The organism is Streptomyces sp. NPDC002446, assembly GCF_053595675.1.
Genome location: NZ_JBSFYC010000015.1, coordinates 93,223 through 105,598 on the forward strand (window position 1 = coordinate 93,223; position 12,376 = coordinate 105,598).

Annotated in this window: 15 protein-coding genes; 12 read left to right on the forward strand and 3 right to left on the reverse strand. The window is 72.3% G+C overall.

The genetic code is table 11. The features are described from left to right. The first annotated feature begins 6 nt into the window (after positions 1-6). The 5 genes from ACWD6P_RS11905 to ACWD6P_RS11925 all read left to right on the forward strand — a co-directional run bounded on the left by ACWD6P_RS11905 (position 7) and on the right by ACWD6P_RS11925 (position 4,540). Positions 7-1,437, forward strand: a complete 1,431-nt coding sequence (locus ACWD6P_RS11905) for an aldehyde dehydrogenase family protein (RefSeq protein WP_451443906.1) — start codon at positions 7-9, stop codon at positions 1,435-1,437. Then, positions 1,430-2,290: an aldehyde dehydrogenase family protein gene (locus ACWD6P_RS11910; RefSeq protein WP_451443907.1), complete on the forward strand. Its 861-nt coding sequence runs from the start codon at positions 1,430-1,432 to the stop codon at positions 2,288-2,290. Before ACWD6P_RS11905 ends, ACWD6P_RS11910 begins: the two co-directional genes overlap by 8 nt. A gap of 138 nt (positions 2,291-2,428) precedes the next feature. Further along, on the forward strand, positions 2,429-2,761 hold the full coding sequence (locus tag ACWD6P_RS11915) for a hypothetical protein (RefSeq protein ID WP_451443908.1): 333 nt from the start codon (positions 2,429-2,431) through the stop codon (positions 2,759-2,761). Beyond that, positions 2,758-3,861, forward strand: a complete 1,104-nt coding sequence (locus tag ACWD6P_RS11920; RefSeq protein WP_451443909.1) for a WXG100 family type VII secretion target — start codon at positions 2,758-2,760, stop codon at positions 3,859-3,861. The genes ACWD6P_RS11915 and ACWD6P_RS11920 overlap by 4 nt, the downstream gene beginning before the upstream one ends. 13 nt (positions 3,862-3,874) lie before the next feature. Then, entirely contained in the window at positions 3,875-4,540 is a 666-nt protein-coding gene (locus ACWD6P_RS11925; RefSeq protein WP_451443910.1) for a hypothetical protein, read from the forward strand. A gap of 43 nt (positions 4,541-4,583) precedes the next feature. On the opposite strand, the gene ACWD6P_RS11930 is transcribed toward ACWD6P_RS11925, so the two are convergent. Next, positions 4,584-4,988: a hypothetical protein gene (locus ACWD6P_RS11930; protein ID WP_451443911.1), complete on the reverse strand. Its 405-nt coding sequence runs from the start codon at positions 4,986-4,988 to the stop codon at positions 4,584-4,586. A gap of 260 nt (positions 4,989-5,248) precedes the next feature. On the opposite strand from ACWD6P_RS11930, the gene ACWD6P_RS11935 reads away from it, so the two are divergent. Continuing rightward, positions 5,249-5,842, forward strand: a complete 594-nt coding sequence (locus ACWD6P_RS11935) for an ATP-binding protein (RefSeq protein WP_451443943.1) — start codon at positions 5,249-5,251, stop codon at positions 5,840-5,842. Between the two features lie 207 nt (positions 5,843-6,049). Here ACWD6P_RS11935 and ACWD6P_RS11940 read toward each other — a convergent pair whose 3' ends face one another. Further along, complete coding sequence (locus ACWD6P_RS11940) at positions 6,050-6,838, reverse strand: SigE family RNA polymerase sigma factor (RefSeq protein ID WP_451443912.1); 789 nt, start codon at positions 6,836-6,838, stop codon at positions 6,050-6,052. 294 nt (positions 6,839-7,132) lie between these two features. On the opposite strand from ACWD6P_RS11940, the gene afsQ1 reads away from it, so the two are divergent. The 6 genes from afsQ1 to ACWD6P_RS11970 all read left to right on the forward strand — a co-directional run bounded on the left by afsQ1 (position 7,133) and on the right by ACWD6P_RS11970 (position 11,841). Continuing rightward, on the forward strand, positions 7,133-7,810 hold the full coding sequence (afsQ1, locus tag ACWD6P_RS11945) for a two-component system response regulator AfsQ1 (RefSeq protein ID WP_026169550.1): 678 nt from the start codon (positions 7,133-7,135) through the stop codon (positions 7,808-7,810). Next, positions 7,807-9,579, forward strand: a complete 1,773-nt coding sequence (locus ACWD6P_RS11950; protein WP_451443913.1) for an ATP-binding protein — start codon at positions 7,807-7,809, stop codon at positions 9,577-9,579. Before afsQ1 ends, ACWD6P_RS11950 begins: the two co-directional genes overlap by 4 nt. Then, entirely contained in the window at positions 9,576-10,205 is a 630-nt protein-coding gene (locus ACWD6P_RS11955; protein WP_451443914.1) for a hypothetical protein, read from the forward strand. Before ACWD6P_RS11950 ends, ACWD6P_RS11955 begins: the two co-directional genes overlap by 4 nt. 82 nt (positions 10,206-10,287) lie before the next feature. Beyond that, positions 10,288-10,911, forward strand: coding sequence for an antibiotic biosynthesis monooxygenase (locus tag ACWD6P_RS11960; protein ID WP_451443915.1), 624 nt, complete (start codon positions 10,288-10,290; stop codon positions 10,909-10,911). Positions 10,912-11,027: 116 nt separating this feature from the next. Further along, positions 11,028-11,582, forward strand: coding sequence for a VanZ family protein (locus ACWD6P_RS11965; protein ID WP_451443916.1), 555 nt, complete (start codon positions 11,028-11,030; stop codon positions 11,580-11,582). A gap of 46 nt (positions 11,583-11,628) precedes the next feature. Beyond that, positions 11,629-11,841, forward strand: coding sequence for a PspC domain-containing protein (locus ACWD6P_RS11970; RefSeq protein WP_451443917.1), 213 nt, complete (start codon positions 11,629-11,631; stop codon positions 11,839-11,841). A gap of 123 nt (positions 11,842-11,964) precedes the next feature. Here ACWD6P_RS11970 and ACWD6P_RS11975 read toward each other — a convergent pair whose 3' ends face one another. Beyond that, positions 11,965-12,252, reverse strand: coding sequence for a hypothetical protein (locus ACWD6P_RS11975; protein ID WP_451443918.1), 288 nt, complete (start codon positions 12,250-12,252; stop codon positions 11,965-11,967). Between the last annotated feature and the right edge of the window lie 124 nt (positions 12,253-12,376).

The window sequence follows — 12,376 nt, forward strand, 5'->3', positions numbered from 1 at the left end:
GCACCCATGACCTTCGATTACGCACCCGCACCCGAGTCCCGGGCGGTCGTCGACATCGCGCCGTCCTACGGCCTGTTCATCGACGGCGAGTTCGCCCCGGCCTCCGACGGCAAGGTCTTCAAGACCGTCTCCCCCTCGTCCGAGGAGGTCCTCTCCGAGGTCGCCCAGGCCAACGCCGACGACGTAGACCGCGCCGTCAGGGCCGCGCGCAAGGCCTTCGAGAAGTGGTCCGCGCTGCCCGGCGCCGAGCGCGCCAAGTACCTCTTCCGGATCGCCCGGCTCATCCAGGAGCGCTCGCGCGAGCTGGCCGTGCTGGAGTCGCTGGACAACGGCAAGCCGATCCGCGAGTCGCGCGACGCCGACCTGCCCCTGGTCGCCGCGCACTTCTTCTACTACGCGGGCTGGGCCGACAAGCTCGGCCACGCCGGCTACGGGCCCGACCCGCGCCCCCTCGGTGTCGCCGGGCAGGTCATCCCCTGGAACTTCCCCCTGCTGATGCTGGCGTGGAAGATCGCCCCGGCGCTGGCGACCGGCAACACGGTCGTCCTCAAGCCCGCCGAGACCACGCCGCTGTCCGCCCTGTTCTTCGCGGACATCTGCCGCCAGGCGGGCCTGCCCAAGGGCGTTGTCAACATCGTCACGGGCGACGGCTCCACGGGCGCCGAACTGGTCGCGCACCCGGGCATCGACAAGGTCGCCTTCACCGGCTCCACCGAGGTCGGCAAGGCCATCGCCCGTACGGTCGCCGGTACCGACAAGAAGGTGACGCTCGAACTCGGCGGCAAGGCCGCGAACATCGTCTTCGACGACGCGCCCATCGACCAGGCCGTCGAGGGCATCGTCAACGGGATCTTCTTCAACCAGGGGCAGGTGTGCTGCGCCGGCTCCCGGCTCCTGGTCCAGGAGTCGGTCCAGGACGAGCTGCTGGACGCGCTCAAGCGCCGTATGCAGACCCTGCGCGTGGGCGACCCGCTGGACAAGAACACCGACATCGGCGCGATCAACTCCGCCGAGCAGCTGGCCCGTATCACGGCGCTCGCCGAGGCCGGCGAGGCCGAGGGCGCCGAGCGCTGGGCCCCGGCCTGCGAACTCCCCTCCACCGGCTACTGGTTCGCCCCGACCCTCTTCACCGGCGTCACCCAGGCGCACCGCATCGCCCGCGAGGAGATCTTCGGCCCGGTGCTGTCCGTGCTGACCTTCCGCACCCCGGCCGAGGCCGTGGAGAAGGCCAACAACACGCCCTACGGCCTCTCCGCCGGCATCTGGACGGAGAAGGGCTCGCGGATGCTGTGGATGGCGAGCAAGCTGCGCGCGGGCGTCATCTGGTCCAACACGTTCAACAAGTTCGACCCGGCGTCGCCCTTCGGCGGCTACAAGGAGTCGGGCCACGGCCGCGAGGGCGGCCGGCACGGTCTGGAGGCGTACCTCAATGTCTGATCGCTTGAGCGTGCTCAAGACCTACAAGCTGTACGTCGGGGGCAAGTTCCCCCGGTCCGAGAGCGGGCGGGTGTACGAGGTGACCGACTCCAAGGGCGCATGGCTGGCCAACGCCCCGCTCTCCTCCCGCAAGGACGCCCGGGACGCGGTGGTCGCCGCCCGTAAGGCGTTCGGCGGCTGGTCGGGCGCCACGGCCTACAACCGCGGCCAGATCCTCTACCGCACCGCCGAGATGCTGGAGGGCCGCCGGGACCAGTTCGTCGCCGAGGTCGCGGACGCCGAGGGGCTGTCCAAGGCCAAGGCCGCCGCCCAGGTGGACGCGGCGATCGACCGCTGGGTCTGGTACGCGGGCTGGTCCGACAAGGTCGCCCAGATCGCCGGTGGCGCCAACCCGGTCGCCGGCCCGTACTTCAACCTGTCCTCCCCCGAGCCGACCGGTGTGGTCGCCGTCCTGGCCCCCCAGGAGTCGTCCCTGCTCGGTCTGGTCTCGGTGGTCGCCCCGGCGGTCGTCACCGGCAACACGGTGGTCGTGGTGGCATCACAGGCGGCCCCGCTGCCCGCGCTGTCGCTGGCCGAGGTGCTCGCCACCTCGGACGTCCCCGGCGGCGTGGTCAACGTCCTGTCCGGCCGTACGGCGGAGCTCGGGGCGCCGCTCGCCGCCCACCAGGACGTCAACGCGATCGACCTCGCGGGCGCCGACGCGGAGCTGGCGACGTCCCTGGAGGAGGCCGCGGCCGACAACCTCAAGCGCGTACTGCGCCCGGCTCCCGCCGACTGGACCGCCGACCCGGGCACCGGCCGTCTGCTCGCCTTCCTGGAGACGAAGACGGTCTGGCACCCGATGGGCGTCTAGGGCCCGTTCCGCCGGTTTCCCGGCGGCTTCGGCCGACTGTGCGGGGCCTCACCTTCCGTGGGTGGGGCCCCGTACTGCTGTTCGGGGCGCCACCTGAGATGATCTTGATCGGACCACGTCAAGACATCGGGGAGATCAGTGGCTGAGCAGTTTTCGGCTGCGCAGGAAGCCCTGCACACGTTCGCCAGGAGTGCCGACCAGCGCGCGGAGAAGCTGCGGGCGATCCGCAGCAGACTCGCCTCGCACCGCCTCAGCGAGCAGGCCTTCGGCAAGCTTCCGGAAGCCGACGAGCTCTACACGGCGTACGACGAGCAGAGCGAGCACGTCCTGGAGACGCTGGAGCAGGCGGCCACGCTGGAAGAGAAGGTGGGCGAGGGCGTCACCGAGACGGCGCGTGCCTACCAGTCCGACGAGGACGCGACGGTCGCCGCGCTGAACTCCGTCCAGGGCGGCCCGGGGAACATGCGGTGAGCGGGGTCGCAACCGGCGCGCTGGGCGCGTACAACAAGGTCAACGACTGGATGAGCGGGTTCGACTCCGTCGTCGACGAGATCATGCGGCCGCTGGTGGAACCGCTCGCCGAGCACCTGGAGTCCGTCACCGGCGATGACGAAGGGCTCTATGAAGCCGCCCGGTTGTGGCGGGACCAGGCGGCCGAACTGCGGGAGCTGATCGCCGATCAGCGGCGCGACCGCGCGGACCTCGCCCATGAGTGGACCGGCGCGGCGGCCGACGCGTTCCAGGGGCATCTCGCCGAGATGGAGACCGCCCTGGAGGCGGAGGCCGCGGACATGGACGCGGTGGCCGACGTCCTGCAGGGGGCGGCCGAGCAGTGCAGACTCGCCGAGCAGGTCGTCGAGATGCTCATCCGCGAACTGATCGAGTGGGCGCTCATCGAGCTCGCCGTGGCCCTGGCCACCTCGATCGTCACGGCCGGCGTCTCGGCGGCGGCGGGCGCGGCGGCGGCGGTGGCCAGGGCCGGCATCACCTCGGCCCGGGTCGCCGACAAGCTGCGCGACCTGGCCACCGAGCTGAAGGCCTTCGTCAACATCATCAAGCTGCTCAAAGAAGCCAAGAAGATGTCGAAGGTCAAGAAGCTCAAGCCCTGGACCTGGAAGCACATCAAGGACCCGGGTGAGGCCGAGAAGTTCGCCAAGGCACTCGCCGCCAAGCATGCGCTGAAGGCCGTCAAGGTGCCGATGAAGGGGGCCGTCGAGCTCGGCATGGGAGGCCTCGGCTTCTCCGGGGATCCGACCCAGGCGGTGTCGCCCGTCCTCCAGCACGAGGCCGAGAAGCTCGACGCCGCGCTCAGCGGCGACGACGCCAAGCCCGAGGGCCGCGCCCCGTCCCACCCGGCACCCGGCAGCCACCCGCTGCCGCCGGCGTCGGACTTCGCCCCGCAGCCGCCCCGGCCGGCACCGCTCCCGACGCCTCCGGCCACCCCGGCCACCCCGGTCGCCCAGGATCCGCTCAGCCGCTACCGCGAACCCGCGGTCGGACAGGATCCACGGCTGGTCACGCGCCCGGCCCCCGCGCAGCAGCCCCGCGATCCCGGCAACCCCTTCGGCTGAGAGGATCGAGCGCATGGCGAAGCCCGATCACGAGACCCCCTGCCGCCGGTTCCTCCACCCCGGCGAGGTGCTGGCGCACGCCAACCAGTACGAGGTCTACCCGGCGCTCCCCCTGGTCCCCGCCCATCTGAGGGTCCCGCGGAAGAAGTCGCCCCTGGAGAAGCGGGTCTGGGGTGCGCTGAGCAGCGCCGTGGAGAAGGCCTCGCGGCCGCTCGGGCCGGCCGCGCGCAGCAGGCTGGTCAACAATCCGATGACGCGCGCCGCGGGCAACTTCGCGGAGGGGATGAGCAACGCCCAGGAGACGTTCGAGGACGCCGTGGACGATGCCGTCGAGTACGCGATGTACGGCAAGCCCATGGAGGGCGGCTGGACGAGCATGGCAGGACGCTTCCATGTCGCGCTCACCAACGCGGGCGGCGAGCCCCGGCACCAGGCGGTCACCGACCGCCGGCTGTTCGTGGTCGTGGACCACGCCACCGGCTGGCGGGAGCGCGCACCGGAGCTGGAGGTCGGGGTGGAGGTGCCGCGTACGGCGATCGCTCAGCTGCGGCCCGCACCGCGGATGACGTTCCCGCGGGGCCGGTTCGACCTCGTCTTCGTCGACGGTTCGTGGATCGCGCTGAGTTGTTCGTTCCAGCGGGACATGGAGGCGCTGGTGGGGGCCTTCTACGGGCGCTGAGCCCGGCCGGGAGCCCGGTGCGAGCGCCCGGCCGGGGCGGCGCTCACTCCGGCAGCGCCCTGGCCACGCTTCCCGCGAGCGGTACGTCCCGCAGCGCGGCGCCGTCCGAGAGGAAGCCGGTCACCTGCGTGGTGCTCATCGGCTTGAAGTCGGCGACCTTGGTGGCGACGCCGTTGTTGAGCGGATCGACAGCGGTGTTGGCCATCGGGTTCAACTGGATGTTCTTGACCGGGCCGAGACCGCCGGCCGCGGAGTGCCGCAGCGCGGTGTGCACCCCCTTGGCCGCGGCGCTGGTGTCGGTGTTGCGCGCCAGGAAGGACGCGGTGTCCGCGCTCGCCGTCGCCGCACCGCCCGCCGCGATCGCGGCACCGGCCGCGGAGACCACCAGTCCGGCGCGCAGCAGGGTGCGCGGGACGCGGCGGGAGTGGGAACGTACTTGGGAGGGCATCTGCCACCTGCCTCTGGATCGAAGGACACACGAGCATGCGCTCGGTAATCGCCTGGTTTCGTAGCGTAATTGAGGGGCGGTGGCCGATCCACCTCGCGCGCCAGGGGTACCCCACCCGGCCCAATGCGCGACAATGAGTGCCCGTGAGCTCCCACTCCCCCGCCCGGCCGTCCTCCCCCAGCCTCCCGGCTCCTCCTGCGCTCCCGGCTCCGCCCGGGCGGGAGGGCCGCCATGAGCGAGGACGCGCCCCCGCCCGCGTCATCCTGCTGACCGGTCCTTCCGGCTCCGGCAAGACGTCCCTGGCCGCGCGCAGCGGTCTGCCCGTCCTCAACCTCGACGACTTCTACAAGGAGGGGACGGACCCGACGCTGCCCCAACTGGCCGACGGCGGCGGCACCGACTGGGACTCACCGCTCTCCTGGGACGCCGGCGCCGCCGTCGCGGCCATCGAGACGCTGTGCCGCACGGGAGGCACCGACGTCCCCGTCTACGACATCCCCACCAGCGCGCGGACCGGCGCATCCCGGCTCGACCTCGGCGGCGCCCCGGTGTTCATCGCGGAGGGCGTCTTCGCCGCCGACGTCATAGCGGCCTGCCGCGCCGCGGACCTGCTGGCCGACGCGCTGTGCCTGCGCGGCCGGCCGGCCACCACCTTCCGCCGCCGGCTGCTCCGCGATCTGCGCGAGGGCCGCAAGTCCGCCCCGTACCTCGTACGCCGCGGCCTGCGCCTGATGCGCGGCGAACGCTCCATCGTCGCCCGGCACACGGCCCTGGGCGCCCACCCCTGCGCCAAACCGGAGGCGCTGGCCCGGATAGGGGCGGCGCGGGCGGCGGGCGCGGCCACGGGCTCCTGAAACGGCCGGCACACAGCAGGAAGCGGGCTCGGGCAGACCCCCCGGCCGCCCGAACCCGCTTCCTTTCCCCCGTGTTCCCCCTACCCCGTATCCCCCGATACGTCCGGCCTGCGCGGATCGCTCCGCCGCCGCCGGTTCCCCCGTTCCCCCTCGGGCGTCCCCGTTCCCCCTCGGGCTCCCGAATTCCCCCTCGGGCCCTCGGATCCTTCAGGCCACCAGCTCGCCGAAGGACTCTTCCTCGTCACGGCCGAAGCTGAGGACCTCGTCCTCGCGCAGCCGGCGCAGGGCGCGCCAGATGCTCGACTTCACCGTGCCGACACTGATGTTGAGGATGTCCGCGATCTCCGGGTCCGTACGGCCCTCGTAGTAGCGCAGCACCAGCATGGTGCGCTGCGTCTCGGGCAGCCGCGCCAGCGCCTGCCACAGCACGGCACGCAGCTCGGTGCCGCGCATCGCGTCCACGTCGCCGGCCGTCTCCGGCAGCTCCTCGGTCGGGTACTCGTTGAGCTTGCGGCGGCGCCAGGCGCTGATGTGCAGATTGGTCATGGTGCGCCGCAGATAGCCGCCGAGCGCCGCCTTGTCGCTGATCCGGTCCCAGGCCCGGAACGTCGAGAACAGCGCGCTCTGCAGCAGGTCCTCGGCCTCGTAGCGGTCGCCGGTCAGGTGGTAGGCGGTGGCGTACAGGGAGGCGCGGCGCTCCTGGACGTAGGCGGTGAAGGCCGCTTCGGCCTCGGCCGCCTCCGACGCGGAACGCCGTTCCCCCGTGGCCTCCCCGTACTCCGCTCCCCCGTGGGCCGCGTCTCCCCCGTGGCCCGTGTTTCCCCCGTCGACGACCACCTTCGTGGCGTCGATGGCCACCATGAAGGGCGGCCGCTGACGCCCGGTGCCGCGAGCGCACCCCCGCCCGCTCACGGCACCGGACTTCTCCGAGCTCCGGACGACGTCGTGAAGCCGCGTGATAACTGCGCTGGAAGCCGTGCCGTGCAGTGTGTTCATCTCGCGCCCCCCGTCGTAGAGCCAGCTCGTTCGGTGTCCCCCCGGGTGTTGATCTCTCCCGGTGCCCAAAAGACTGCCAACCCAGTTTCATCGCGTTGTCCGCCGACTGTCACAGGCCTGTCACAGGGCCGGGCGGCACGCATACGGCGCCCCGGCCCCAGCGCGACGCACCCGCGACAGGTGGCATGCATACGGGCCCCACTCCAACCGCAACCACCCACGGCTCCGCCCCGGCCCCGCACGACGCACCCGCGGCAGGTCGATGTCCCGGCATCCATGGGACAGAATGGCGCCGTGCCTTTCCTGTTGCTGATCGAGGACGACGACGCCATCCGCACGGCCCTCGAACTCTCGCTGTCCCGCCAGGGTCACCGTGTGGTGACCGCGGCGACGGGCGAGGACGGCCTGAAGCTGCTGCGCGAGCAGCGCCCGGACCTGATCGTGCTGGATGTGATGCTGCCGGGCATCGACGGTTTCGAGGTGTGCCGGCGGATCAGGCGTACGGACCAGCTGCCCATCATCCTGCTCACCGCGCGCAACGACGACATCGACGTCGTGGTGGGGCTGGAGTCCGGCGCCGACGACTATGTCGTCAAACCGGTCCAGGGGCGGGTGCTGGACGCCCGCATCCGGGCCGTGCTGCGCCGCGGCGAGCGGGAGTCCAGCGACTCGGCGACGTTCGGCTCGCTGGTCATCGACCGGTCGGCGATGACGGTCACCAAGAACGGCGAGGATCTGCAACTGACCCCGACCGAGCTGCGGTTGCTGCTGGAGCTGAGCCGCCGGCCCGGCCAGGCACTCTCCCGGCAGCAGCTGCTGCGGCTGGTGTGGGAGCACGACTATCTGGGCGACTCCCGCCTGGTGGACGCCTGCGTGCAGCGGCTGCGCGCGAAGGTGGAGGACGTACCGTCCTCGCCGACGCTGATCCGTACCGTCCGCGGCGTCGGCTACCGGCTGGACTCACCACAGTGACGGAACGTTCCCACACCGGCGGGACACGGCACGACGGCGCGGAAGGAGCCGGCAGCTTGGGGGAGGAGTCGAGGACCGGGGGAAGGGTGCCGCGGCTGCTCGGCCGCGCCTCGGGGCTGCTGCGCTGGACGAGCCTGCGGCTGCGGCTGGTCGTGGTCTTCGCCCTGGTGGCGCTGACCGCCGCGGTCTCCGCATCGGGCATCGCGTACTGGCTCAACCGCAACACCGTGCTGGACCGCACCCAGAACGCCGTCCTCAACGACTTCCGCAAGTCGCTGGAGGACAGTACGCGGTCGCTGCCGCTGCGCCCCCGGTGCACCGAACTGCAGGACGCGGCACGGCAGATGGCGGCCGGCCCGCAGAACTACACGGTGCTGCTGATCGGCGTGGACCGCGAGGGCAAGGACTGCGCGGCAACCACGGACAAGGACCTGCTGACGCTCGCCGGCGTGCCCGGTTCGCTGCGCAGCGCCGTCAACGACGAGCGTCCGGTCGACGAGTCCAACCCCTATTCGCACCACCTGTACTGGCAGCGCAAGGAGGTCGGGGACACCCCCTACCTCGTCGCCGGGGCGAAGGTGATCGGCGGCGGACCGACCGGCTACATGATGAAGTCGCTGGCCGCGGAGCGGCAGGACCTCAACTCGCTGGCCTGGTCGCTGGGCATCGCCACCGCGCTGGCGCTGGTCGGCTCGGCGCTGCTCGCGCAGGCCGCCGCGACGACCGTACTGCGGCCCGTACAGCGGCTGGGGCATGCGGCGCGGCAACTGGGCGAGGGGCGGCTGGACACCCGGCTGCGGGTGACCGGCACGGACGAACTCGCCGACCTCTCCCGCACGTTCAACCGTACGGCGGAGCGGCTGGAGCAGCGGGTCGAGGAGCTGAGCGCGCGCGAGGCGGCCTCCCGCCGCTTCGTCGCCGACATGTCGCACGAACTCCGTACGCCCCTGACGGCGATCACCGCGGTCTCCGAGGTGCTGGAGGAGGAGGCCGACTCCCTCGACCCGATGATCGCGCCCGCCGTCCAGCTGGTGGTCAGCGAGACCCGCCGGCTGAACGACCTGGTGGAGAACCTGATGGAGGTCACCCGCTTCGACGCGGGCACGGCCCGGCTGGTGCTGGACGACGTCGATGTCGCGGACCAGGTGACCGCCTGTATCGACGCGCGGGCCTGGCTGGACGCGGTGGACCTGGACGCGGACCGCGGCATCGTGGCCCGGCTGGACCCGCGGCGCCTCGACGTCATCCTCGCGAATCTGATCGGCAACGCCCTCAAGCACGGCGGGTCGCCGGTGCGGGTCTCCGTGCGCACGGAGAACGCGCACGGGGACGGGGAACGGCCGGGGAACACGGCGGGCGAGGACGGCGGCGCTGCGGCCGCGCCCGGCCCGGCGGGTGAGCCGGACGGCGCCGAGGGCGGGCCCGGGGAGCCGGCCGAGGGGGCCGGCGGGCCCGGGAGCGGCCAGCTGGTGATCCGCGTACGGGATCACGGCCCCGGCATCCCGGAAGAGGTCCTTCCGCACGTCTTCGACCGCTTCTACAAGGCGAGCGCGTCCCGCCCGCGGTCGGAGGGCAGCGGCCTGGGCCTGTCGATCGCGCTGGAGAACGCGCACATCCACGGAGGCGAGATCACCGCGGCCAACCTCCCCGAGGGCGGCGCGGTCTTCACCCTGCGGCTGCCGATGGACGCCTCCCGGCTGGCCGGCGGCGACAGGAAGCACGGCGGCCCGGACGGCGCGGCCGGCGAGCGCACGGAGGGCGGACGATGACGCCGACCGGACGAAGGTGGCGGCGCGCCGCCGGTGCGGCGGCGCTGGCGCTGGCCGCCGCGGGCTGCGGGATCCGGGGTACGTCCGTACCCGTCGACGCGGGCGGCGCACCCTCGCGGGTGAGCTGCAAGGCACCGGCCGGCGAGATGCCGCCGGGCACGCCGCCCACCGGGCCGCGGGCCGCCGTCTATCTGGTGTGCGGCTCGGCGCTGGCGCAGGTCGAGCGGGCGGTGTCCCCGGCCAAGGGCACGGCGGCCGCCGATCCGCGGCTGCACGCCGCCCGGGTGCTGCTGGCCGAGCTGCAGCGCACACCGTCGGCGGACGAGGAGGCGGCCGGGTTCAGCAGCGCGCTGCCCCCGGGCCTGAAGGTCGACGGCCCGCGCAGCGGCGATCCGGCGGACGCGCTGCGGCTGAGCATCCGCCCGGACGATCTGCCGTCCTTCGCGCTGGCGCAGCTGGTGTGCACCTACGGCACGAGCCCGGCCCTGGGACGCACCCAGGCGGCGGTGCTGGGCGGCCCGGGCGACGATACGGCGCACCGCTACGACTGCTCCGCCGATGTCCGGGCCCATCCGGACATCGCGGAACACGCCGGGTGGGGGGACCCGCTGTCGGAGGAGGGCTAGTTCTAGGCCGGCACAAGGGTTAGTTCTAGGCCGGCACACGGGCCTTGACCTCAAGTGCAGTTGATGTATGACGGTGTCACCCATGACACGCTTCCTTGACCTTGTGCACCCCGCCGCCGGAACCGCTTTGATCAGTGAGTGGCTCACGGGTACCGCCGAGCGTTCGCGCGCGGCCGCGGACGCCGTGACCGACGGGTGGGCGGCGGCCGAGTCCCCCTCCGCGCTCCTCGCCCAGCATGTGTTCCTCTCCACGGAGGGCGACGGCCTCCTCTTCTACACCCAGTGGACGAGCGACGAGGCACACCTGGCGTGGGCCCGGGCCCGCCGCCCCGGAATGGTCAGCCGCATCGACACGCTCGTGCCCGGTATCGAGCGTCCCGGCCTCAACCGGACCCGCCTGCACCGCAGCGTCGTGCACGACGCAGGGCGCCCGCCCGGCGTGTTCGCGGTGACCACGACGACGGCGGACGGCGCCGAAGACGCGGCCACGGCGGCACCGGGCCTGCTCGCCGCGCACATCCATCTGACGACGGGCGAGGAGCGCGCGATCGTCGTCACGGAATGGACCGACGCCGCCTCCCATGACGCCGCCTCCCGTGAAGCCGCATCCCATGACGCCGCCGCCGACGGCCTCGGCTTCAAGCGGTACACGCTCCACCGCTCGTTCCGCAGCGACCGCGCCGCGCCCGTGCCCGGCGGGGCATGAGCGGCGCCCTGCGCCGGCCGCGGCCGGGCGGCGCAGGGGGCGGGCGGCGCAGGGGGCGGCCAAGACGGGTGCAATGGGGCGGAACCGCAGCCCCCACTACCGGCGTCCTGGCCTTTGTGCAGCGTCATGGCCCCGGCACCACCGCCGCCCCCCGTATGCGCGTCACCGGACTTCTCCTCCTTGTGGCGCATCTGCTGACCGTCGGCTGGCTCACGCTGCGTCCCCGTTCGGTGCCATGGGTGTCCGCCGCGAATCTCGAACCGCTGGCGACGATCCGGGCCGAGCTGGCGCACGGCGTGTCGTGGCAGGCCGTGGAGCACCTGGGCGGTCCGGTGCTGCTGCTGGCGCCGCTGGGCGTGCTGCTCCCCCTCTCGGCCGGGCGACTGAACGTTTCGCCGCTGGTGTCGCTGACCCGTACCGTCTTCGCCGGAGCGATGATCGCGCTCGCCATCGAGCTGCTGCAGTCAGGGGTACCCGGCCGGGTCCCGGACGTCGACTCGGTGCTGCTGAACACCCTCGGGGTGGCGCTGGTGCACCTGGTGGTCGTCCCTGGGTCCCGGTCCCGGCTCCGCCGCCGGTACGAGGGTCTCGGGGGTGCGACCCCGAGAATCCCCAGGGTCGGGCTGGCCCCGCAGGCTGACGCGCTCTCGGCAGGCCGGACCTACCTTTGAGACATCGGGGCAAACGCCCCACGAAGTCGAAAAGGAGTAGCCCCTCATGGCCGCCGCACTGGTCCGCCCCCGCAACAACCGAATGATCGCCGGAGTGTGCGCGGGCCTGGCCCGTCGCTTCGGTACGACCCCGGCGACGATGCGCCTGATCTTCCTGGTGTCATGTCTGCTGCCCGGCCCGCAGTTCCTGGTCTATCTGGCGCTGTGGATACTCCTGCCCTCGGAGGACAAGGCCACCACCAGCGCCGCCGCCTGGTAGCCCGCGACACCACCGCCGGGGCAGCGATGCCCGGACACGGCGGCGCCCCGGCCGTATGCACGAGGGCGTACGGCCGGGGCACGGCGCGCTGCGCGTCCCTGGGGACGCGGCGGGGTGGCGCGATCAGCCCAGGGCCTTGGCGGCCTTGGCGATGGTGCTGGTGGGCGGCAGGCCGCCCAGCAGGTTCCCCTGGGAGTTCAGCGGCGTCTTGATGTTGCCGACCGGCGTGGAGTGGGCACCGGAGAGGGGCTTGGTGGCGTGCTTGGCGGTGTTCTTCACCGGTGCGCTCTTGAGCACGCTGTCGGTGTCGACCCCGCTCACCTCGGCGGCGCTGGCGGCACCGGCGGCGGTGACGGCGATAGCGGCACCGAGAGCGGCGGCACCGAGAGTCTTGATGGTTCCCTGCTTCATCGAATTAAGTCCTCGCTGATGGGGGCTTGACCGGCCATTCAACCTAGTGACGTGGCAACCGGCCCCGCAAACAGCCACGAGAAAATGAAAAACGGCCGGTGGACATTCCACCGGCCGTTACGCT

What these genes read in the sequence shown, in the direction of transcription:
- ACWD6P_RS11905 (WP_451443906.1), top strand. Translation starts at nt 7, where the DNA reads ATGACCTTCGATTACGCACCCGCACCCGAGTCCCGGGCGGTCGTCGAC.
- ACWD6P_RS11910 (WP_451443907.1), top strand. Translation starts at nt 1,430, where the DNA reads ATGTCTGATCGCTTGAGCGTGCTCAAGACCTACAAGCTGTACGTCGGG.
- ACWD6P_RS11925 (WP_451443910.1), top strand. Translation starts at nt 3,875, where the DNA reads ATGGCGAAGCCCGATCACGAGACCCCCTGCCGCCGGTTCCTCCACCCC.
- ACWD6P_RS11930 (WP_451443911.1), bottom strand. Translation starts at nt 4,988, where the DNA reads ATGCCCTCCCAAGTACGTTCCCACTCCCGCCGCGTCCCGCGCACCCTG.
- ACWD6P_RS11940 (WP_451443912.1), bottom strand. Translation starts at nt 6,838, where the DNA reads ATGAACACACTGCACGGCACGGCTTCCAGCGCAGTTATCACGCGGCTT.
- ACWD6P_RS11955 (WP_451443914.1), top strand. Translation starts at nt 9,576, where the DNA reads ATGACGCCGACCGGACGAAGGTGGCGGCGCGCCGCCGGTGCGGCGGCG.
- ACWD6P_RS11960 (WP_451443915.1), top strand. Translation starts at nt 10,288, where the DNA reads ATGACACGCTTCCTTGACCTTGTGCACCCCGCCGCCGGAACCGCTTTG.
- ACWD6P_RS11970 (WP_451443917.1), top strand. Translation starts at nt 11,629, where the DNA reads ATGGCCGCCGCACTGGTCCGCCCCCGCAACAACCGAATGATCGCCGGA.
- ACWD6P_RS11975 (WP_451443918.1), bottom strand. Translation starts at nt 12,252, where the DNA reads ATGAAGCAGGGAACCATCAAGACTCTCGGTGCCGCCGCTCTCGGTGCC.